This window comes from Rhizobium sp. M1 (genome assembly GCF_002531805.1).
GTDB classification, from domain to species: domain Bacteria; phylum Pseudomonadota; class Alphaproteobacteria; order Rhizobiales; family Rhizobiaceae; genus Rhizobium; species Rhizobium etli_C.
Genome location: NZ_NWSW01000012.1, coordinates 176262 through 198305, shown reverse-complemented (window position 1 = coordinate 198305; position 22044 = coordinate 176262). Strand labels below are relative to the sequence as shown.

Here is a 22044-nt window from a genome sequence, read left to right as displayed (position 1 = left end):
TGCAGAGCAGCGAGCAGATCATAACGGAGCGGCGCCAACGGACGGCCAACCGCGGTCGTGGAGTCGATCTCTCAGAACCGTTATAGTCATCGAACGCACAGAAGCCAGTCCCGCTGCGCTTTAAGCGTGTGTCAGCAATTCCCGTCTCGCAGCGCGGGCTGGACAGCTCCAAGTTTTGTTTTGGAGCTGTCAGCGATCAACAGACAACCTTTCATGCGACACGGTTGGCACTCAGCTGCATTCGCTTCCCAACGATCTCGAGACCTCCTGAGTTTCTTTGACATCCAGACATTTGAAGACCCCCACCCAAAAGGCGAAGTCGCCTGAACGACCGTCGGAGCGCGCACCTATGGCACACCAAGCCGCCGCTGTTTTCGCATGTCGTCCGTAAAGCGAACGGACTGTGGTACTTATCTCACCAACATTTGCATCACTCCAAAAATCCGGTGTGGCTGCGGCGCAGCTTGCTGAGAACCTTTCGAACATTTCGCGCATTAAAAAGCCCCGTTACCGTCCGGAAACAGGCCGTCAAATCATGCCGGACGTCGATCCCACCGGGTGGGCCACGATCACGTGTCGTCCCTGGCAAATATGCGCTTTGGCGCGAGGTTCTTCGCGCCTTCAACATTATGTTGTAACAAAACTGAAAGGCAAGCTATAAAAATACCCGTAATGAGGGCGTTTTTGCGATTCTGTCGCAGGTATTTATAGCCAAACCGCGGGGTCCCAATCAATATGAGGCAGTTTTGCAAAAAATTTGTCGTATCAAAGGCGGATAAGGAAAGGCTCATCGCTTGCGAGGTGAGCCAATGAGCGAACTTCTGGCGATCGTATCCCAAGACGCTGACTATTATTTGATGCTCTCATACATCTTGAAGGGAGCCGGATACAGGACGATGCTCGTCGACATTCCGAGTGAGGCGGTGACGACCGCCGAGGAGCGTGAGGCTGCAGCCATCATCGTCGACTGCCAGCCAGGTTCGCGAATTCTGACTGATATCGCGTCCGGCCTGAAGGAAAGGGGACTTACAAGCGACGTCACGCTCATAGCGCTCGTTGCCGAAAAGGCCGCCTATCTCGACATCCTGAAAGCCAACGTCGATGAGAGCTTTACCAGGCCGCTGCCGCCGGAGCGGCTCCTGTCCTACCTTCACGGCATAATTGGCAATTCTTCCGACGTAACGACTGGCCGCCTCGTCCCAATATTCGACGACATGACGCTGGACACCGGCGGCAGGCGTGTCCTAGTGCGAGGCACGCCAGTCAATCTCAGCCCGATCGAGTTTCGATTGTTAAGTGCCCTCATGGGGGACGCTGGGCGCGTTCTCAGCCGGACTGAACTGATAGCCGTCGCTTGGCCTCAGGGAGCGTTCGTTGAGCCGCGGACGGTGGATGTTCATATCGGCCGCCTCCGGCGGGCTTTGAAGCGAGCTCTTGGCCGCGATGTGATCCGTACGGTGCCAAAGATCGGATATGCGATCGACAACGCTTGAAATGAACGACAAGACGTTCACACCTTCACCGAAACTTCCCTAAAACTTCCCACGCCATTCGTTGCATAAACGAAAGGCTCGCGGTTAGCGTGTAGTCCGTCCATTGTTTGGGAGCACAACATGCAAGAGGCCGCTTCGGGCGCCGGGTCGCCCACGATACCGCATAGAAACACCGCCAGTTTGATCAGACATGCAGGTCCTCACTTTGCCGCAGCCCATCTTGACGGTTTGATGGCACTCTATGTCCAGCCATCCGACGGTCGAGCGGTGGCGCTGCCAGTTTCAGAGCATCGCTCGGAGCGCGTTGTCGACTTTGTTCGTTGCTCTTATCTCGGGCTCGACAATCATCCCTTGATCATCGAGGGCGCAATCGAGACCGTTCGGCGCTACGGAACGCTCCATTGGTCCTGCGCTCGCACACGGCTCAATTTTGCGGTCTTGGGAGACCTCGAGGATGCTCTCTCTGATCTCTTCGGGGCGAGGGTGATTACCTACACGACGGTGCTTGCGGCCAACCTGAGCGCACTTCCGCTGATCGCGTCCGGAGTCCTGACCGGCGGCAAGAAACCCGTGATGGTGTTCGACCGCCTCGCCCATGCAACGCTTGCCTTCAACAAGCCTGTCGTTGCCGAAGAATGCGAGGTCCGCACGATAGGACATAACGATCTTCAGGCGCTTGAAGACATCTGCCGTCAGAACGAGACGGTCGCTTATATTTGCGACGGTGTCTATTCCATGGGCGGCTGCGCACCGATCAAGGAGTTGCGCGAACTTCAGGAGCGATACGGCATTTTCCTCTATATCGACGATGCCCACGGCATATCGATCTTCGGCGAAAGGGGCGAGGGCTTTGCCCGTTCGCAAATGCCCGAGGGTCTTGGCGAACGCACGATTATCGCAGCCTCGCTCGGCAAGGGTTTTGGCGCTTCAGGCGGCATGCTTATGCTCGCAACGGCTTTCCAGGAGGAGATCTTTCGCCGCTTTGCTCTTGCGCATGCCTTTTCGGCGTCGATTAATGTTGCAGCGATTGGTGCAGCTCTTGCCTCCCAGGCGATCCACCGCACGCCGGAACTCGGCGTGCGGCAAAAGGCGCTCGCTGAATACATTTCATTCTTCGACGAACTGCTCCCGACCGCACAGGCGGGGTCCAGACTGCCCATTCGGACTGTCGTCGTCGGCGACGAGCTTGCGGCAATTGGTGCCGCCAGACTGGTGCTCGATTCAGGTTACTACACATCGGCCATTTTCTTCCCCACGGTCGCCAAAGGGAGGGCAGGGCTACGCATATGCCCGACCGCCAGCCACACGGCCGCGGAAGTGCGCGCGGTCGCCGCTGCCATCAATCGCGCTCTGACGGGCTAACGATCGGTCTTCGCATTCCCGGGCGGCATCCCGCCGGGGAACGGTCGTCATCGGATCCAGGCATTCCAGCGCTCGAGCATCATCGCGGCATTTTCATTGATCCACTTGGCGTCCGGAATGACGATGTAATCCCTGATGTCATCGTCGCTCGGTAGCGCCGCACGTGCTGCCGGCGACATCAGTCCGATCGCCTTGCGACTGGGCGGCGTGCAAAGGAGTTCCTCACAGACTTTTGCCTGAGCCTCAGGATGATCAAGCCAGTAGCCGACCAGCTTCAAGGCGTTCGTGCGGTTCGGCGCGTCCTTGATGATGGTCAAGCGATCGCCGACGAGGAAAGAAGCCTGTTTGGACCAGGCAATCTGGCGGCCTTCAGCCTTCAGGGTATTTGCGCGTGTCAACCAGATCTGCCCGATGCTGTAGTCGCCGTTGCGAAAGCCTTGGACGCTCTGGTCACCGGTCTTCCACCAAAGCGATATCGCGGGACGGATCTCTTCGAGCTTTTTGAGCGCACGGTCGACGTCAAGTGGAAAAAGCTTGTCGCGAGGAACGCCATCGGCCAGAAGCGCGGCCGCCATCACCCGCCACGGATCGTCGAAATTTGGAAACGACCGACCACCGGGAAATTTTGTCTGATCCCACATGTCGGCCCAGCTCGAAGGATTTCCTTGTTTGAACCCAGCTGGGTCGTAGACCATAAGCGTTGCGGTCGAAAAAAGTCTGGCGCCGGCACTGACGCAGGCATCCTCGACGAGGTCTGGCCGGTCCCGAAAAGGCTTGCAAAATTCGGTGAGGTCTTCAGACGTCAGACGATGTGTTTCAGTGCTCGCCTGGATCTCGCCATCGGGATAAAGGTCCCAGGTCACATTGCCAGTCTTGACCATGGCCGAAGCTTTTGCCCGCATCTCGGCATTTGTTGCTGCGACCGAAACAACGTTGATGCCGGTCTCTTCTGTGAACGGCTCGAACCAGAATTTTCGAAGCGTTGCATCGTAGGCGCCACCAGTGGTCGCAATGACCACCTGCTCCTCGGCATGCGCCGATCCCACACCAGCAAGTGCGAGGCAAGCCGCGAGCAGCAAAGGCTTGATGTTGGTTTGCTTTTTCATCGCGTGTTCCTCTGTCGGGATGAATGTGGCCACGTCAATCCTCCCCGCGGCCGGTAAGGAGATGGATAGACCCCATGAGTATCAGCGATACCGCGACGAGCAGCGTCGAGACCGCGGCGATGACCGGGGTGAGATTGAAGTCGATGTCCTCGAACATCTTGCGGCTGATCGTTTTGCCGCCGGTATCGGAAATGAAGAATGCGACTGTTGCCTCATCGAAAGACGCCAGAAACGCGAAAACCGAAGCGGCCGCCAGCGCTGGCGAGATGTTTGGAAGCACGATGCTGAAGAAGGCGCGGCTGCGGCTTGCCCCGCAATTCAGTGCGGCAAGTTCAAGCGACGGGTCGAAGCGCTCGAGTGCAGCCGATACGGTGATGATGACGTAGGGGACCGAAAGCACGGTGTGCGCGATCAGGAATCCAGCGAAATTGCCGGTCAGGCCGAGTGGTGAAAAAATCAGATAAAGGGCAACGCCAAAGACCACATGAGGAACAATCATTGGCCCGAGCGACAATGCCTGCAGGAAAGTCTTTCCCGGCAGATTGCCGCGAACCAGCCCGATAGCGGCCATGGTGCCAATGGCTGTCGAAGCGATCGTTGTCGATAGCGCAATCTTCAAACTGAAGAACGTCGCTGCGCGCCAGTCCGGATCGGAAAGAAATTCGCTATACCAGCGAAGCGTCAGGCCCTTCGGTGGGAACTGGATGTAGCTGCTATCGTTCAACGAAATTGGGATGACGAGCAGCGTCGGCAACACGAGGAAGAACAGAATCGTGCCCATCAGAGATCCCCCGAGAAGCCACAAGACTGCCTTGCCTAAAGGTCGATAATTGCTGTTGAAGCGAGAGGCGGTGAGTGCCGTGGCGGCTGCGGGATCAGTTGACACTGTTCATTCCTTTGCTGAGGGAAAGCGCCTTGCGGAACGCAAGGACAAAGACGAGCGTCGTGGTCAGAAGGACAGTCGCAAGCGCTGCCGCAAACGGCCAGTCAAGCAAGACGGTAGTTTGCTGACCGATCAGCGTCGCCATCATCAATGCCCCCGGTCCGCCGACGAGTGCCGGCGTGATGTAAAAACCGATTGCCAGAATGAAGCACATGACACATCCGGCAAAAATTCCAGGCAGGCTGAGCGGCAAGGTCACGCGCATGAAGGCGGCCACTGGGCCGGCGCCGAGATTGCGGGCGGCCTGGCTATATTCTGATGGAATTGTGCGAAGAGCATTGCAGATCGGCAGGATCATGAAGGGCATCAGGACATGCGTCATCGCAAGGATGACGGCGCCTTCGGTATAGAGGAGCTTCAAAGGGCCTGTAACGAGGCCGCTTTCCATCAACACGCCATTGACGATGCCGTTTCGCTGTAGCAGCACGATCCAGGCGTAAGATCGCACCAGCACCGAGGTCCACAGCGGCACGAACACCGCCGCCGCGACGATCATTGCGGTCTTTCCCTTGGCGCGCGCCATGAGAAAGGCGACCGGATAGCCGAGCAGTAGGCTTGCCACCGTGACGATTGCACCAGTCTGCAATGTGCGAAGCAGTACGTCGATGTAAAGCGGCTCGGCAACGATACGCTCGTAATATTCGAGCGTGAATCCCGGCGCCATGAAGCTCAACGAGACAAGCCGGCCGATCGGATAGGCGAAGCCTCCGGTGAGCAGGAGCATCAACGGGGCGATAAGCAGGAGCGTCAACGCGTGTGAATAACGCCGGGCCGAGCGGGCAAAAAACCAGCTTGCTGAAGGAGCCGGTGAATGGGCAGGATTTTCGGCGGTCATGGTCATCTCACGCCTCCGTATCGGCAAAGAGCCGCAGGCCATCACGCTCGGCAACGACATCCACGAGTGTGCCCGTTGCAAAGGGAGCTCTCATCCCATCGGCCGGGGTCTGGACCTGAATGATCTCTCCGCTCCCGAAATCAGCGCGAACGAGATGGAGGTCGAAGGAGCCTGCAAAGACCGAAGTTTCGATGCGGCCGGGAAGGGCGTTCTTTCCGCCTGCGCCGCGCGCCGCAAGGCCGAGGCGCTCAGGCCGGAGCGCAAGACGAATGCGATCGCCGATCCTGGCCGAACCATTGAGACCCGGGACAGCGTCCGGCGTATCAATGACCACGTCGTCACCCAATCGGATCGTCTGGCTGCCGGCGGCCTCGCCCAGGAATTCTCCAGTCAGGAAGTTCATCTTGCCGATGAAATCCGCAACAAAGGCACTCTGGGGATTGCAGTAAATCTCCGCCGGGGTGCCGAGTTGTGCGAGTTGCCCCTTTGCCATAACCGCGATCCGGTCGGACATCGTCAACGCCTCTTCCTGATCATGGGTGACATAGATGACTGTCGCGCCGAGACGCTGCTGCAGCTGCTTAATCTCGAGCTGCATGGATTCGCGCAGCTTCTTGTCCAGCGCCCCAAGCGGTTCATCCATCAGGAGAACAGGCGGTTCGAAGACAATTGCTCGAGCGACTGCCACCCGCTGCTGCTGGCCGCCGGAGAGTTCGTGGGGATAGCGTCTGGCGTAGTTGGGGAGTTGGACGAGGTCGAGCGCCCGGCCGACGCGTTCGGCTCTAAGGTTCTTGCGGATGCCGCGCATCTTCAACGGAAAGGCGATGTTTTCGGCAACGGTCAGATGCGGGAACAAGGCATAGCGCTGGAAGACCATCCCGATGTTGCGGCGGTCAGGCGACACGGTCGTGACATCGCGACCGCCAATGATGATGCGTCCGGCAGAAGGGCTTTCGAAGCCGGCGATCATTGTCAGAAGCGTCGTCTTTCCCGATCCGGACGGACCGAGGATCGACAGGAATTCGCCGGCCGGAATATCCAAGGTCACTGCGCCGACGGCAGTCTGGCTGCCATAGGCCTTGCCTATGCGATCGATGAAAACAGGCGCGCCAATCAAAATGACATCTCCCTTTCGCGTGTGTTGAACGTGTTGGAACCTCCCGGCGCGCTCGATCGGTGCCGGGTTGCTGTGGACATCATGCCGGGAGGCGGCATGTCGTGTGGATATGACCTTGCGCGGCAAGGCGTTGCTACTATTCACGATCCCGTTATGCTGTCACATTAGAGGATCGTTTCGGTCTCATTTGTTTTTGTTGCAACAAAAATGTGAAGAAGTCAACGCTCGGGGGATAAGAATTGAGTAAAAATACAACCGCTAAGGAATTGCAGCCGGCTGAGCCCAAAGTCGGGCGCATCAGCGACTTCGCCTACGCCTCCATCAAGGAGCTTCTATCGCGCGGAACTTACAGGCCTGGTCACAAGCTGCCGATCCGCTCGATGGCCGAATTGCTGAACGTTGGCTCTACACCGGCGCGAGAGGCGATCAATCGGTTGGTCTTCGAGGGCGCGCTCACCATGGTAGGCCCTAAAACCGTGATCGTCCCGCACCTGGATCTCGCCGCGCTTTACGAAGTCACGCAGATGCGGCTTGCGCTCGAGGGGCTGGCGACCGAGAAAGGAGCGCTTATGGCGACGAGCGAAACAATCGACAAGCTATTGTTAATACAAGAGAAAATAAACTCGTCACTTGACAAAAAGCGCTATGCCGACGCCCTTCACGACAACAAGGAGTTTCATTTTACCATCTATCGGCTCTGTGAGATGCCGCACCTCCTTTCAACGATCGAGGCGCTGTGGCTGAGGGTCGGAGCTTCGTTTCATAATCTCTATCCTGACTTCGCTGAAACCAAACATGGAGTGCGCAATCATATGGCCGCGATAGAGGGGCTTGTCGATAAGGATCCAGCTACTGTCCGCGCCGCCATGGAAAACGATATCCGTGACGGCTACCGGCGCCTGAAGAAATCTGCAGAGAAGCGTCTCAACCGGCAATAGCCCGGCCAGTTGATCTTTTTTGTTGCAACTTCTTCTGGTTCATGATTTTTGTTACAACAAAAGTATGAAGGGTCGCGCCGTGACCCGCGTTGGCCGGAGAAGATCGCATGTTTCACCCAGATTTATCGCGAACCGGCCGGGGATATTCCCGGTCGAGATCCGAACATTTCTTCAAAAGGGGGCGCCGGGTCTTTCCGACGGGGATCACGCGGGTCACCGTGGATCACGAGCCCAGCCCGCTCTACATTTCGCGCGGGGAGGGAGCCTATCTCATTGACGTCGACGGCAACCGTCTGCTCGATCTCAACAACAATTTCACGACACTGATCCACGGACACGGCTTCCTTCCGGTCGCCGACGCGGTTGCAGATCTTCTTCACCGCGGCACGTGTTTCTCCAATCCGACCGAGCACGAGATCACGTTGGCCGAGTTGTTGATCGAGCGCATTCCAGCGGTCGAACATATTCGCTTCGTCAACAGCGGCACCGAGGCTGTGATGTTCGCGATCAAGGCCGCCCGCGCATTTACCTGCCGGCCAGGCGTTGCGCGCATCGAAGGCGCCTATCACGGCGCTTATGACTGGGCGGAAACGGGGCAGGCGGTGTCGCCGGCTATCTGGAGCGACCCGCAGGCATCGTCGGCTGTACCCGCCTATCGCGGTATGCCGCCCTCGGTCGCCGACGAGGTCACCGTTATCCGCTTCAATGACGTCGCGGATCTCGAGCGTCGGATTGCTTCGGCGGCCCCTTCACTGGCCTGTATCCTCATTGATCCGATGCCGAGCCGTGCCGGGCTGATTGCGCCCGAACCGAGCTTCCTTGCTGCCGTCGGGGCGATCGCAAAACAATATGGGATTCTCGTCGTCGCCGACGAAGTTCTCAATCTGCGACAGTCATATATGGGAGCTTCGGCCCGCTACGGTCTGCAGCCCGACCTGATCGCGGCAGGGAAGATCATCGGCGGAGGTTTTCCGGTCGGGGCAATTGGTGGGCGCGAGGAGGTCATGCGGGTCTTCGCGAGCGACAGCGGCAAGCCGCTTCTTCCGCAAGGCGGCACGTTTTCGGCAAATCCCGTATCGATGGTCGCGGGCCGGGTGGCAATGGAGGCGATGACGGAGGCCGCATTCGGTTCGCTGGAAAGCCTTGGCGATAGCATTCGGGCTGGCCTTCGAAACGAGATCGAGCGCCGCGGCGCAGCCTTCAGTGTGACGGGGGCCGCATCATTGTTTCGCATCCATCCAAAGGGCCAGGAGCCAACGGACTTCCGCGAGGCTTATCTCGAGCGGGAAGAGGCCGAATTGATGGCTCGCCTTTCCAGGCATTTCCTTGATTGCGGCATCCTGCTTCCGAATGGCGCGGCCGCATGCCTTTCGACGGCAATGACGAAGGCTGACGGTGATGCGGTCATTTCAGCCTTCGCCGACTTCCTATCAATTCTTGAAGCAAAACCAACAGAAGCAGGCATCTGACCATGACAACCGATGTTTTCACCGTCGCCGAGCGTATCGCGCATTCTCTCAAGAGGCACGACGTCACCCATATCTTCGCTCAGAGCCTGCCTTCGGCGGTGATCCTCGCCGCCGAAGCGATCGGAATCCGCCAAGTTGCTTACCGCCAGGAAAACATGGGCGGGACCATGGCTGATGGCTATGCGCGCCTGTCCGGGAAGGTTAGCGTGGTCGCGGCGCAAAACGGCCCGGCCGCAACGCTTCTCGTTCCACCGCTGGCCGAAGCGCTCAAAGCCAGCGTACCGATTGTCGCTCTTGTCCAGGACGTTGAGCGAGACCAGGCCGACCGCAACGCATTCCAGGAACTTGACCATCTCGCATTGTTCCAATCCTGCACGAAGTGGGTGCGCAAGGTGATCGTTGCGGAACGGATCGACGATTATATCGATGCTGCCTTTACGGCAGCTGCCTCGGGCCGGCCAGGGCCGGTCGCTCTCCTACTTCCCGCCGACCTGTTGCGAGAGCAGATAGCGCCTTCGCCATTTCGGCGCGAGGCTGACCTGGGTCACTGGCCGCTCGATCGGTTGCGCCCGCGCAATGACGACATCGAGCGCGCAGCCTCGATGATCGCGGCAGCTCACGCTCCGATCATCTTCGCGGGAGGCGGCGTCCATGCAAGTCGCGCCGCTGGCGAGCTTTCGGCTCTACAGGACGAGGCCTCGCTCCCCGTCGTCACGACCAATATGGGCAAAGGTGCGGTCGACGAGCACCACCCGCTGTCGGCGGGTGTTCTCGGCGCACTCGTTGGGCCCAGATCGCTCGGACGACACACCGTCGCGCTTGTCGAAGAAGCCGATCTTGTTATTCTCATTGGGACACGAACCAATCAGAATGGTACGGACAGTTGGCGTCAAATCCCCCGGTCCGCGGCAGTCATCCACGTTGATGTCGATCCCGCAGAAATCGGTCGGACATACGAGGCCGTCAGGTTGGCGGGCGATGCTACCGAGACTATTCGGGCGCTTCGAAGCGAGCTCGCCGGACGCGATCTCTCCTACCGCATATCGAAGCGCAATCAGTTGACTGACAGGATCGCCGGGTTCTGGCGCTCCTTTGACACGGAACGGCAATCCGTTGCCCGATCGGATGCCAGTCCCATCCGCCCCGAGCGCATCATGTTCGAGCTGCAACAGTTGATGACGGCAGATACGACCGTTGTTGCCGATGCGAGCTATTCCTCGATGTGGGTCGCTGGCCAGTTGCGGGCACTTTCACCTGGCATGCGCTTTCTCTTGCCGCGCGGCCTTGCAGGTCTCGGGTGGGGCCTGCCGCTTGCGCTCGGCGCGAAAGTGGCAGAGCCCGACAGGCCGGTCGTTACGATTGTCGGGGACGGCGGCTTCGCGCATAGCTGGGCGGAGCTGGAGACGATGGTGCGTAGCAAGCTCCCCATCCTCATTATCGTGTTGAATAATGGCATCCTCGGTTTTCAGCGTGACGCGGAAACTGCCAAGTTCGGCAGGTTCACGACTGCCTGCAGCTTTGCGGATGTCGACCATCAGAAAATTGCGGAAGCCTGCGGTTGCCCGGCAGTCCGCATTTCCGATCCCGCCGATCTTCCTCGTTACCTCGAGCGCGGTCTTTCTGGAGAGGGTCCTCTGCTGATCGAAGTCATGACAGACCCTGGCGCCCATCCACCGCTGTCGCTGTTTGCCGCAATGGATCAAGCGGCATGAGCGCCGAGTCCGGCGCACATGTTGCGGTCATCAGCGGAGGCACGACCGGGATCGGTCTTGCCACCGCGTTTCGCCTGCTCAAAGCCGGCCATCGGCTTGCCGTCTTCAGCCATGGTCAGGAAAGCGTCATGGCCGCCGGCGCAGCACTTGCCGAGGCTTTCGGACCAGAACGCTCGATTGCGAGACAGGTCGATCTCCGTGATCCGGCGGCGGTCGCACAGTTTTTTGGCGAAGTCGCGGATGTCTGGGGTCCACCTGGAATCCTCGTCTGCAACGCGGGGATATCGCCGAAAGGTCCCGATGGTCCCGTGGACGTCTCCGACCTTGCTCTTGAGGAGTGGAACGACGTGCTCGCCGTCAACCTGACGGGCACGATGTTGTGTTGTCGGGCCGTTCTGCCCGCCATGAAGGAAAGAGGTTATGGGCGCGTTATATTGGTTGGATCCCTTGCGGGCCGGACAAGACCACGGATCGCCGGCCCGAGCTATGTGGCGTCAAAAGCCGCACTTTCAGGCTTCTCCCGCGTGCTGGTCTCTCAATATGGCCCCTATGGCATAACATCAAATGTCGTGGCGCCGGGGCGGATTCTCACACCACTGACTGGGTCCTCCGAAAACAAGACAAACATCGAGGCGCTCGCCCGCATTCCGGCCGGTCGGCTCGGCTCTCCGGATGATGTCGCTGCCGTAATCGCGTTTCTGGCGTCGGAGGACGCCGGGTTCGTCAACGGAGCTATCATCGATGTCAACGGCGGCGAGTTCGCGCCGAGTTGAGTGTCGACGTTTTTTCAAACGACAAAGGGGTAATCGACGTGACACCTGTCGTTCTGGTTTGCTCGCAGGACGCCGAGCTTTTTTTGCTGCTCGCGCATATTCTGCGTAGCGAAGGCTTCGAGGCTCGTCTCGGTGCAAGTGAAGGGGATGTTGTGGAGGCCTGCGCGTCGGCAGAGATTTCTGCAGTCCTCCTGGATTGTGCGGGCTGGCCGAGTGATATTGCGTCTCTATGTGCGCTGTTGAAGGACGCGGGGGTTTCCGTGGGTGTGCTCATCGGTGGGGATATGCGCGCACAGCACCTGCAACTGATTAAGTCGGGCCTTGAGGAAGGCATCACGCGTCCGTTGTCGCCGTCGAAGCTACTCGCCTTTTTGCGCGGAATAAAGCCGCGGTCGGAGGCTGTGACCCGGCGAAGTTTGGCCGTCCCTGCCGAGTTTATATTCGAGCCGCACGCTGTCGTCGTCGGGGGGAAGAGAATAGCCCTTGCGCCTATGGAGGTAAGAATCCTCCGGTTCCTCTTGGAAAGGCAAGGTCAAGTCAGCACCCGGGGGCAACTCATTGAGGCCGTCTGGTCAGATCCGCACGCAGTGGAGAGTCGGACGGTCGATGTGCATATCGGCCGGCTGCGGAAAGCGTTTGCAGGACTCCGTAATCTGAGGATTCGTACTGTCTATGGTGCGGGTTATGCTCTTGAATATCTTTGTGGTTGAAGTCCGCATATCCGCGATTTCAAGCGTCCTATTGCCAATCATCATCCCGGGGAAGGATAATCCAACGCGTCGCTGTGTTATAACATATCGCCTAAGCAGAATTGGAACTTCACCCTTGTGGGAAATTTGGACTCACGCCTCGTCGCATTAGCAGAACCGCAGAGACAGCCATTCAAATGGGCACCGAATTGGGTTAGCTGCCTGGAGCATCAGCAACAGGTGAAAAGAAAAACATCATTCCATCTTGCTGGCACAGTTTTAAGGAGTTCGGTCCTTGCCATGAACTGTTCACCAGCAATCTTTCCTTGGACGAATACGAGAACACGGGGCCGAGCGTCTGAGCGGCGCGCTGTTCGATCGTGTCATCCACCACGTCAATATCTCCAGATGAAAGGCGACAGCTATCGTCTCGCGCAAAGTCGCGCCCGAAAAACCGGCTGAAACCCACTCGAAGTTCGCCGCGCGCGCATGAGACCCCGGGCTATGCCCTTCGGTCGATCACTTCGGCTTAATGGCCATCAGATTGCCCAACTCCATCGGGAAGGGAAATAAAATCGTCGAAGTCTTCTCGCTGGCGATGACGTTCAAAGTGCTCAAGTAACGAAGTTGCATCGCCTCCGGCTGCTTGGCCAGAATTTCTGCCGCCTCCAGCAGCTTCGCGGCCGCTTGCTGTTCGCCCTCGGCATTGATGACCTTTGCGCGGCGTTCGCGTTCGGCTTCCGCTTGGCGAGCAATCGCGCGGATCATCGACTCGTTGATGTCAACATGTTTGATCTCGACAGTGGCTACTTTAATTCCCCAAGCATCGGTCTGAGTGTCAAGGATTTCCTGAATATCCGAGTTGAGTCTGTCACGCTCTGCCAGCATTTCATCGAGGTCGTGCTTGCCGAGCACGGAGCGCAATGTCGTCTGGGCAAGCTGGCTTGTTGCCATCATGAAATCCTCGACCTGTATTGTCGACTTCTCGGGGTCAATAACCCTGAAATAGATCACCGCGCTGACACGAACCGAGACATTGTCATGCGAGATGACGTCCTGGCTGGGGACATCGAGTACGCGCGTGCGCAAGTCGACTCGGATCATCTGCTGGACATAGGGGATGAGCAGAATCAAGCCGGGTCCCTTGACTCCGGTAAAACGGCCAAGTGTGAACACGACGCCGCGCTCATATTCCCTCAGGATCTTAACCGCGGATGCGAGGATGGCGACCGCAATGACAATGACCACCAAATAGAAGGCAAGATCTGCAAACATATCCATGGCTCCTCCTCCTGCTTCCTGAGCGCCGTTAAGTGTCCTTTGGACGGCTGGCGACTTCGAGCGCCAGCCCATTGCGGCCGATCACGCGGACAGGGTCACCAGCAACAAGGGGTTCGGCGGAAACCGCCTTCCAGCGTTCGCCATGCGCAATGACGTACCCCGTGAGCCCCGTCCAACTCTCGACTTTACCGGAAATGCCGATCATCTCCTCTGCACCGGTGGCAACCTGGTGCAAGCGCGAGGTGAATGCCAGGCGAGCAATGACAAGGCTAAACGCAAGAATCGCAAATGCAATTGCGCCCAGTAGGGGGCGCGACACTTCCAGGCCGGGTATATCGGGATCAAACAAAATGGTTGCTCCCAGGATCACGGCTACCCCGCCGCCGATGCCCAAAGCGCCGAAGCTTGGCGAATGCGCCTCAGCCACAGTCAATCCCACGCCGAGGAAAATAAGCCCGAGGGCGGCAAAACTCACCGGCAGCAATGCCAGGGCATAGAGACCAAGCAGGAGGCAAATGCCGCCGATCGTGCCAGGAAGCATTGTCCCAGGTGCGAGAAATTCGAAGATCAGGCCATAGATGCCGACCATCATCAGGATGATTGCGATGTTCGGATCGGTAATGACGGAAAGCAGGCGCGTGCGCCAGTCAGGCTCGAATTCCTGCACGGCCAAACCGGCGGTATCGAGTCGGACCTCCGTTTGACCGACCCGCACCACGTGCCCTTGTGCCTTTGCAAGGAGATCGGTGACATCAACTGCCGTGAAATCGACGGCATGTTCGCGCACTGCCGCAGCGGATGAAAGGCTCGCAGCTTCACGGACAGCACGCTCTGCCCAGTCGGCGTTGCGATTGCGCAATTCCGCAAGCCCGCGAATGTAAGCGACTGCGTCGTTAACGGCTTTTGCTTCGCGGGCATCGCCTGGAGCTTCTGCCTGCTTGCCAGATTCGCCCGGCTTCTTTTCGGGTTCCGTATCGCCGAAAGGCTTTACGCCGAGCGCGATTGGTGTCGCCGCACCTAAATTGGTCCCAGGTGCCATTACCGCAATGTGGCTCGCGTAGAGAATATAGGTGCCGGCACTCGCAGCCCGTGCCCCGCTTGGCGCGACGAAGCTCGCGACAGGCACCGGCGAGGCAAGGATCGCGCGAATGATTTCCCGCATGGAGCTGTCAAGGCCACCTGGTGTGTCCATTTGCAGAATGATCAAGACTGCTCCGCGTTCGCCAGCACGCTGAATGCCTCGCTTTACGTAGTCGGCTATCGCAGGCCCAATGGCGCCGTTCACCTTGAGAACGACAGACGTGCGGTCAGACGCCGATTGTGCGACGAAGCCCCAAGCTGAGAGCAGCAAAAACAACAAAGTGAAGATTGGCGGTTGCCATCGCCAACACCTTAATCCCCGCGTGACAATCTGCGGAACGTACATGATATTTAATATATGTCGGAAATTACAAAGAAAAAGAAAGAGGGCGTCTCATGTTTGCGAACAAGCGAAGAACGCCGAGACTCTACCGATTGTTATTGAGCAGGGGCGTTCGACCCTTTCCTATCACGCGGACAGTGTGCGCTTGATGATTCTCACATGGCAGCAGATGCAGGCCAAAAACACCGATATAAAAAGAAAGGTCCCAAGCGGTGAGTAGGATAGCGGCAGGAACGACCAGTCGCCCCGCTGAAATTGAGGCAGCGTAAAATCCGAAAGGCCGGCTTGCGCAACTGCTGCCCGCCCCATCGTCAGACCGGTCGCGATCAGCGCGATATGGGCATGGATGAATCCTGACCGGTGGTGTCGCTGCGGTTGCAAGGCCACTCGAATCCCGAAAATCGATGCAAGCGTCAGCAGGGCCATGGCGCTCCAAATTCCAATGCCGGGTACCGCCAAAAGCAGATAGATCGGCTCGCGCATGACAGGAAGAATAGTCATATGCAGCCACCAGGCGGAGGCGCTTGAGGGGAAGCTTTCCAAGAGCAGCATGCTGAGAACGAAGATCGATGCTGTCGCGTAAGCCAGGGACGGCCCAAGTCGCATCATCGTGAAAATAGCGATCCGCATAGGGCGTACCATCCTTTGACCTGACGAAAAGGGTAGGCGACGTGGATTAATTTTCTACTCTGAGAATCACCGGGCACATGATACCAACTTTGGATAGTTGGCGTGTATCACCTTTGCGCGTTCCGGCGAAGACCGCATCTGTCGTTTTTTTGCGACTATTTGCTCAAATTCTGGAGTTGTTAGCTTTTTTTTACGATGATTTTCGGTGAGCGCATCCGAATCTCAGGTAAAGAATGTCTGATGGGGGATCAAGTTGAATGTTGCAGATCAGAGCTGGAACTAAATGCATTGCGTTTTTGATAGCGACTGGAGCAATTTTGGCTGGTTGCCAGTCATCCGGCGTTGATGGTCTTGCCGCCTATGGCGATAGTGCAAAGACCCTTGAGGATGACTCGGCCGTCGCCTTCTACAAGAACGACGAGTTGATAACCAACGGGAAACTGCAGTTTCAGGAAAAGAACTACGGAAAATCCTACGCCATTTACAAGCGAGCGGTCGACGTCTTTCCGGAGGATCCGGCCGCCTGGCTAGGCTTGGCAGCCTCGGCCGACATGGTTGCCCGCTTCGACACGTCCGACCGCGCCTACCAGCAGCTTTCGCGAATGATCGGCAACACCCCGGTCTACTACAACAATATCGGATATTCTCACCTTTTACGCGGTGACTTGCGCACTGCCAGACGGTATTTCCTGAAAGCCTATGAGCTTGATCCCGGGAACGAAGTCACTGCCCGTAATCTCGAATTGATGAAGAACAGCGTGAATCACCCTCAGCGGGGATAGCCCTTCGGCGATTTGGCAATCTGCACAAAGCGAATGCATGTCGCCCGGAAGTGTGCAGCGGTTCCGGCACAACGACATGCATAACAACAAAGAGCTTTAAGAGCGCCGTTGCCGCATCGCGAGCATCGGCGCGGCGGCGACCACCGATTGCTTTGAAGATTTCACTGAAGCCGGTGTCTACCGTGCCTTCCGAAGGATGAGCTGACCTTCCGGCGAGAGTGTGCGTTCGTAACGCGGCAGGTTATTGACTGCAATGCCCTCGGCTTGGATGGACGCAAGAGTGCTGTCTGGATTTTGAGACTCCGCTGGCACAGCGTGGGGTGCGAAAAATTGTGCTGGTTCCTTGCCGGGTGCGCTCAGGACCAAAGCTGACCCCATGCGTGTACCGCTCATATCGTTGCGCATCCGTTCATTCGTCGAAAGTATCGCCTTTTGCAGGCTTTCCATTTCCTGACGGATAGCGGCGAGTTCGTCGGCCTTGGCGTTGCTCGCTATCTTGTCCGACTGCTTTTCCATTTGTCCTCTCAGGCCATCGATGGACCTTTTAAGGGCGGCGATGGTCTCGCGGCTCTCGCGCACATCCGCTGAGTTTTTGGCCGTATAGATGAGAACGCCAGCATTCACAGGCAAGAGCATGAGCAGCAGACCGACGAGCAGCGGGTTTCTGGAGGATTTCGGCTCAATTGCTCGCGTATTGCTTGGTCTCACGCCACCTGCTTCGCCTTCGATGCTCGGGATGCTGGTCATTCGTTTACTCCCCCGTAAGTCGTTAATTGGATAGATTCAGGCGCCGTGCTCGGCGTCAAGCCCGCAATCATTCCGATGTGAATACACCTTCCCAGGCCCGTTCGAGCATGTCGAGCGAGGCGATTCTCGCTATGCCGTTGAACTCGCAGTAAGAACCGACGAAATCCAAAAGATATTTCGGATGATAGCAAGACGCTAGCACATCGTCTTTGTACTTGCGATCGTAGAACAGGTGCAGGTCCGGATCACAGACAGCCAATCCGGTGCCGCTCGCATAGGATTTGAAAATTCTGATATATTCGTCGCGCGACGGAGTGTTCACAAAGATCTTGTACTTGAGGCGCCGCAAGCCGGCCTCGTCGGAAAGGTCCTTCGGTGCGATATTCGTCGAAAATACGACCAGCTCGTCAAAGGGAACCTTGAACTTCTTGCCGGTGTGCAGCGTCAGGAAGTCATAGCCGCGCTCGAGCGGCACAATCCAGCGATTGATGAGCGCCTGCGGCGCCACCTGTTGGCGCCCGAAGTCGTCGATGATGAAAACGCCGCCTGACGCCTTCAAGTGTATCGGCGCTTCATAGACATTCGGCCCCGCGTTGAAGGTGAGATCGAGCTGATCGAGGGTCAATTCCCCGCCGGTCTTGATCACCGGACGACGGCATTCGATCCATCGTTGATCGCCTTTGGGACGGGAGTCCGTGCCAGCCTCCGATACGGGGTGATGCACTGCTTCATCGTAGAAACTGATGACATGGCCGCCGACCTCAATGGCATAGGGCACCCAGATGGTTTGGCGAAACAGGTGCGACGTCCGCTCGGCGATGCTCGTCTTTCCGTTGCCGGGTGGCCCGTAAAGCAGGATCGAGCGCCCGGAGTTCAGGGCCGGGCCGAGCTTTTCGACAAGCGCGTCTGAGAGCACCAGCCCGTCAAGGCTCTCGGTCAGCCGCTCCGGGGTCACGCGCTCGGAATGGATGGACTGCAAGTCGATTTGTCGGCAGAAGGCGTCCAGCGACACCGGCGCCGGTCCGACATATTGGCATTGACGCGACGCCGCGTGGGCATATTCGAACCCCTTCATCGACAGCGCATATCGAACATCGGATCTCACATCCTCACCGGCCAAGCCGCGAGCCTCGAGGTAGGCGAGTTTCACGAGTTCCTTGATCAGGATGTTGACGATCACTTTCGGCAATTTCATCCGCTCAGCCAGATGAGATGCCGTGGTTGTATCCTGCTCGGCTGCACATTTTGATGCCAGCCGAAGCAGGAACGACGGATCCAATCCCGCTTGTTCGATGCTTGCCGGTGCCACCGGCATACGCGGATCGAGGGACGTGATGTCATCGTTACGATGCTGTTCGAGCGAATACTGCATGCGACCTCGCTTGGCTCAACCGCCGGGTTTCAAGCCGATGAGAAGACTGACGACACGGATAAGAATGGGAACGAGAACGATGATGAGGCTTACCGGAAAAAGGAACGCGCCGAGCGGCAGCAGCATCTTGACCGGCAGGGCGTTCGCCTTTTCCTCTGCGCGAACAATACGCAAGTCGCGCATTTCCTTGCTGTAGACCCGCAGCGTCTGGGTTACGCTCGTCCCGAGCTCCTCCGATTGGCGGAACAGAACGGAAAGGGTCCGGGCCTCGTCAATCCTCAGGCGGGTGGCAAGGTTGGCGAGCGCCTCGCGCAATCGCCGGCCGCCCCGCACTTCCAGCATCATGATCGACAGATGCAGGCCGAAGTCCTGCTGCTTGTCGACGAATTCCCGGGCAACACGGTTCGCCGCCGCCTCGATACTCATCCCCGCATCGAGGCAGACGATCAGCATATCCATAAAATCGGGAAAGAGGCGGCGATATTCCCGCTCCTTGGCGGCGCCGCGCCGATCGATATAGATGTTGACCAGAATGAAGGTCATGCCCGCAGCAAACATGGCAACGATCAGGGTCGCCATCTGCGACATCTCCGGCGCGATCCGGTTTAAGGCCCAGACCGCCGCGACGAGCACGCCGATACAGACCACCGCCCTAATCACCTGGAAGGTGGTCACGGCGCCGGCAGCGAAATACCCCGCCCGAATCAGCCGGTTCTGGGTCGAATTCGCATTGGTGTCACGTCGCGTAATTTCGAAATAACGGCGGATCAGGCGGTTTTCCGCCTCGCCGAGATCGGCAATCGTCGTGTCGCCAATGTGGAATTCCTCGCCGGCCGCTGCCGAGCTCTTCGACACACGAACCGAAACCTCGCGTCGTCGAAAGAACAATTCCGAGGCTGCCGCAGAAAATATCAGCACTGCAAAGAAGACGATGAGGTAGATTCCATACTCACTCGACATGACCGCCTCAGTACTCGAAATTGACCATCTTGTAGAGAATGACGTTCCCGATCGCCATGATGGCCAGCAAAACGCTGACCACGGCGGCTCCATGGCCGCTCTCCCAAACAGGGTCGAAGTAGGTCGGCGACAACGCCTTGATCATCGCGTAGAGCAGAAACGGATAGACCGACATGAAGATCGCCGTGATGCGTCCTTCCGAGGAAATTGCCCTGACCTTTGCCCTGAGCATTGTCCGGTCCCGCAGCGTCTTCGAAAGGTTCTGCAGGATCTCCACGAGATTTCCGCCGGTTCCCGCCTGTACGCTCAGGGATATCGCAAGCAGGTTCAGATCCTCGACGCCGACCCGATCCGCCAGGTTGACAAGGGCATCGTCCAGCGTCACGCCGTAGGTGAGTTCATCCGAGAGGAGGCCGAACTCGGTGCCGATGGGATCAGGCATCTCGCGTCCCACCAAAGAAATCGCCGCCGGCAGCGGGTGGCCGGCGGCCAAGCTGCGATTGGCGACATCGAGGGCTTCGGGAAGCTTCAGTTCGAATTTCTTCATGCGGCGCGCCCGGGCGCGCCAGACGAAGACTGCAGGGATGAGGAGGCCGATCAGGAGAAAGATGGGTATTCTAAGCAGAGTGCTCGGCACGAGGAATTGCACGACCAGCCACGTCAAGAGCGCGCCCGCGATTGCGAAGAGAGCAAATCGCCTGGCATCGAACTTGATGCCCGATTGGGCGTAGAACTGCAGCAGCCGCTGCATCATGGCGACTTGCCGCCAACTGCCGGCGACACCGCGCTCCTTGAGCATATCGCTATAGGTCTTGCGATGATCCTCGCTGACCTCGAGCAAGCTCAGCCGATGGTTCACAGCGCGGTGACGTTCGGATGTCTTGAAGTAGCCGCGCACGATCGCATCGACAGCGACAAGGGCGGCGGTGAAAATAGCTGCGTAAACGAGAGTAAGGGTCATTGAACTGGCCCCGTTTGCAGCGGTTTACCGGGATCAAAAATCGCCACAGGGATCTCGATCCCGAGTTCGGCAAATTCCTCGACGAACCGTGGTCGAATGCCGGTGGCGCGGAATTCTCCATGGATCCGCCCGCCTTCATCGGTGCCGATTTTCTTGAATTTCATAATCTCCTGCATCTGCACGACTTCGCCCTCCATGCCGGTGATCTCGGAAATCGAGACAACTTTGCGGCTGCCGTCGCTCAGGCGCTGGACCTGCACGATGACGGTGATGGCGGACGAGATCTGCGAGCGAATGCTCAACTGCGACATCGGCATCCCGGCCATGCCGACCATCTGCTCAAGCCGACCGACAGCGTCGCGGGGCGTGTTGGCGTGGATCGTCGTCATCGACCCCTCGTGACCGGTATTCATCGCCTGCAGCATGTCGAACGCCTCGTCGCCGCGGACTTCGCCGACGATGATGCGGTCGGGACGCATGCGCAGGGCGTTTTTCAAAAGCTCGCGCTGCCGGATCTCATTGCGCCCGTCGAGCGTCGGCGGTCGGGTTTCCAAACGTCCGACATGTGGCTGCTGCAGTTGAAGCTCGGCCGCATCCTCGATGGTGATCAGCCGCTCCTTTGGAGAAATCTGCGAGGAGAGAGCATTGAGCAAGGTGGTTTTGCCAGAACCGGTGCCGCCGGAAATCACCATGGACACCTTGCCCTTGACCGCGGCGCTAAGAAGGATGCGCATCGCATCGGCCATGGCGCCATATTGCACGAGGCGCTCCAGTGTCAGCGGCTTGCGGGTAAATTTACGAATGGAAACAAGCGGCCCATCGACGGAGATCGGCCTGATGGCGACGTTGACACGTGAGCCATCCTTGAGGCGGGCGTCAACCATCGGCGTTGACTCGTCGACGCGGCGGCCAACCGCCGAGACGATCTTGTTGATCACCCGAAGCAGATGGTCCTCGTCTTTGAACCGCACCGCGGTGCCCTCGAGCTTGCCGCTCCGCTCGACATAGACGCTGTTGTAGCCGTTGATGAGAATATCGGCGATGGTGTCGTCGGCCAGCAGCGGCTCGATCGGTCCCAGCCCGAGCATCTCGTCGGTGATATCGCGGATCAGATCATTGATTTCCTTGGCATTCAGCGGAAAGTTGTTACTCCGGATATAGTCCTTGACCAACGGCCGGATTTCGGTGGCGATCTCCTCGTTGTCGAGCGTGTCGAGGATCCCGAGGTTGATGCGATCGAGCAGGTAGCGGTGCAGATTGACCCGCTCGGAAACCATGTCCGCCCCGAGCGACGCCTCTTCGCCACTCGCCGTGGCGCTGCCAGGGGCCGGTTGGACAGGCGTGTTCTGAACAGCGCCGACCGGAGACAGGTCGGCCGCCTCCAGATGTTCCCGGCTTTCAGGTTCCTGCTGCTTGTAGAAACGCCCCATGATGCCGTTGGCCATGCTTCC

General features: G+C 58.2%; 21 protein-coding genes. 8 read left to right on the top strand and 13 right to left on the bottom strand.

The window, feature by feature from the left end:
* Positions 1 to 809 precede the first annotated feature (809 nt).
* Both CO655_RS13865 and CO655_RS13860 read left to right on the top strand, forming a co-directional pair.
* Positions 810 to 1493 (top strand): response regulator transcription factor, encoded by a 684-nt coding sequence (locus CO655_RS13865; protein WP_097665098.1) that lies wholly within the window; start codon positions 810 to 812, stop codon positions 1491 to 1493.
* Positions 1494 to 1613: 120 nt separating this feature from the next.
* Positions 1614 to 2855, top strand: coding sequence for an aminotransferase class I/II-fold pyridoxal phosphate-dependent enzyme (locus CO655_RS13860; RefSeq protein ID WP_097665097.1), 1242 nt, complete (start codon positions 1614 to 1616; stop codon positions 2853 to 2855).
* A gap of 47 nt (positions 2856 to 2902) precedes the next feature.
* On the opposite strand, the gene CO655_RS13855 is transcribed toward CO655_RS13860, so the two are convergent.
* The 4 genes from CO655_RS13855 to CO655_RS13840 all read right to left on the bottom strand — a co-directional run bounded on the left by CO655_RS13855 (position 2903) and on the right by CO655_RS13840 (position 6856).
* Positions 2903 to 3961: an extracellular solute-binding protein gene (locus CO655_RS13855; protein WP_176539244.1), complete on the bottom strand. Its 1059-nt coding sequence runs from the start codon at positions 3959 to 3961 to the stop codon at positions 2903 to 2905.
* Positions 3962 to 3995: 34 nt separating this feature from the next.
* A complete protein-coding gene (locus CO655_RS13850; protein ID WP_097665095.1) occupies positions 3996 to 4766 on the bottom strand; it encodes an ABC transporter permease in 771 nt (256 codons plus the stop codon).
* 70 nt (positions 4767 to 4836) lie between these two features.
* Positions 4837 to 5745 (bottom strand): ABC transporter permease, encoded by a 909-nt coding sequence (locus CO655_RS13845; protein ID WP_097665094.1) that lies wholly within the window; start codon positions 5743 to 5745, stop codon positions 4837 to 4839.
* 1 nt (position 5746) lies between these two features.
* Positions 5747 to 6856 carry an ABC transporter ATP-binding protein gene (locus CO655_RS13840; RefSeq protein ID WP_097665093.1) on the bottom strand — a complete coding sequence of 370 codons (1110 nt, stop codon included), beginning with the start codon at positions 6854 to 6856 and terminating at the stop codon, positions 5747 to 5749.
* A 239-nt stretch (positions 6857 to 7095) separates the two neighbouring features.
* On the opposite strand from CO655_RS13840, the gene CO655_RS13835 reads away from it, so the two are divergent.
* The 5 genes from CO655_RS13835 (at position 7096) to CO655_RS13815 (ending at position 12458) form a co-directional block, all read left to right on the top strand.
* Positions 7096 to 7794, top strand: coding sequence for a GntR family transcriptional regulator (locus CO655_RS13835; RefSeq protein ID WP_097665092.1), 699 nt, complete (start codon positions 7096 to 7098; stop codon positions 7792 to 7794).
* A gap of 107 nt (positions 7795 to 7901) precedes the next feature.
* Positions 7902 to 9263 carry an aspartate aminotransferase family protein gene (locus CO655_RS13830; protein WP_097665091.1) on the top strand — a complete coding sequence of 454 codons (1362 nt, stop codon included), beginning with the start codon at positions 7902 to 7904 and terminating at the stop codon, positions 9261 to 9263.
* A gap of 2 nt (positions 9264 to 9265) precedes the next feature.
* Positions 9266 to 10975 carry an acetolactate synthase catalytic subunit gene (locus CO655_RS13825; protein ID WP_097665090.1) on the top strand — a complete coding sequence of 570 codons (1710 nt, stop codon included), beginning with the start codon at positions 9266 to 9268 and terminating at the stop codon, positions 10973 to 10975.
* Positions 10972 to 11748 (top strand): 3-oxoacyl-ACP reductase FabG, encoded by a 777-nt coding sequence (gene fabG, locus CO655_RS13820; protein WP_097665089.1) that lies wholly within the window; start codon positions 10972 to 10974, stop codon positions 11746 to 11748. Before CO655_RS13825 ends, fabG begins: the two co-directional genes overlap by 4 nt.
* Entirely contained in the window at positions 11745 to 12458 is a 714-nt protein-coding gene (locus tag CO655_RS13815; protein ID WP_245423796.1) for a response regulator transcription factor, read from the top strand. The genes fabG and CO655_RS13815 overlap by 4 nt, the downstream gene beginning before the upstream one ends.
* A 193-nt stretch (positions 12459 to 12651) precedes the next feature.
* On the opposite strand, the gene CO655_RS33390 is transcribed toward CO655_RS13815, so the two are convergent.
* The 4 genes from CO655_RS33390 to CO655_RS13800 all read right to left on the bottom strand — a co-directional run bounded on the left by CO655_RS33390 (position 12652) and on the right by CO655_RS13800 (position 15771).
* Complete coding sequence (locus CO655_RS33390; RefSeq protein ID WP_141514312.1) at positions 12652 to 12831, bottom strand: hypothetical protein; 180 nt, start codon at positions 12829 to 12831, stop codon at positions 12652 to 12654.
* A 125-nt stretch (positions 12832 to 12956) separates the two neighbouring features.
* Positions 12957 to 13718 (bottom strand): slipin family protein, encoded by a 762-nt coding sequence (locus tag CO655_RS13810; protein ID WP_097665087.1) that lies wholly within the window; start codon positions 13716 to 13718, stop codon positions 12957 to 12959.
* Between the two features lie 28 nt (positions 13719 to 13746).
* Positions 13747 to 15144, bottom strand: a complete 1398-nt coding sequence (locus CO655_RS13805) for a nodulation protein NfeD (protein WP_097665085.1) — start codon at positions 15142 to 15144, stop codon at positions 13747 to 13749.
* A 123-nt stretch (positions 15145 to 15267) separates the two neighbouring features.
* Positions 15268 to 15771, bottom strand: coding sequence for a hypothetical protein (locus tag CO655_RS13800; RefSeq protein WP_010033832.1), 504 nt, complete (start codon positions 15769 to 15771; stop codon positions 15268 to 15270).
* 257 nt (positions 15772 to 16028) lie between these two features.
* On the opposite strand from CO655_RS13800, the gene CO655_RS13795 reads away from it, so the two are divergent.
* Positions 16029 to 16553, top strand: a complete 525-nt coding sequence (locus CO655_RS13795; RefSeq protein ID WP_010033834.1) for a tetratricopeptide repeat protein — start codon at positions 16029 to 16031, stop codon at positions 16551 to 16553.
* A 177-nt stretch (positions 16554 to 16730) separates the two neighbouring features.
* Here the strand turns inward: CO655_RS13795 and CO655_RS13790 are convergent, their stop codons facing one another.
* The 5 genes from CO655_RS13790 to CO655_RS13770 all read right to left on the bottom strand — a co-directional run bounded on the left by CO655_RS13790 (position 16731) and on the right by CO655_RS13770 (position 22038).
* Positions 16731 to 17300 carry a hypothetical protein gene (locus tag CO655_RS13790; RefSeq protein ID WP_097665083.1) on the bottom strand — a complete coding sequence of 190 codons (570 nt, stop codon included), beginning with the start codon at positions 17298 to 17300 and terminating at the stop codon, positions 16731 to 16733.
* Between the two features lie 67 nt (positions 17301 to 17367).
* Positions 17368 to 18672: an AAA family ATPase gene (locus CO655_RS13785; protein ID WP_097665081.1), complete on the bottom strand. Its 1305-nt coding sequence runs from the start codon at positions 18670 to 18672 to the stop codon at positions 17368 to 17370.
* 15 nt (positions 18673 to 18687) lie between these two features.
* The gene (locus CO655_RS13780) at positions 18688 to 19632 is read right to left on the bottom strand and encodes a type II secretion system F family protein (RefSeq protein ID WP_097665079.1); all 945 of its coding nucleotides are present in this window, start codon (positions 19630 to 19632) and stop codon (positions 18688 to 18690) included.
* A 7-nt stretch (positions 19633 to 19639) separates the two neighbouring features.
* Positions 19640 to 20593, bottom strand: coding sequence for a type II secretion system F family protein (locus CO655_RS13775; RefSeq protein ID WP_097665077.1), 954 nt, complete (start codon positions 20591 to 20593; stop codon positions 19640 to 19642).
* Positions 20590 to 22038 carry a CpaF family protein gene (locus CO655_RS13770; RefSeq protein WP_097665075.1) on the bottom strand — a complete coding sequence of 483 codons (1449 nt, stop codon included), beginning with the start codon at positions 22036 to 22038 and terminating at the stop codon, positions 20590 to 20592. Before CO655_RS13770 ends, CO655_RS13775 begins: the two co-directional genes overlap by 4 nt.
* Positions 22039 to 22044: the final 6 nt, after the last annotated feature.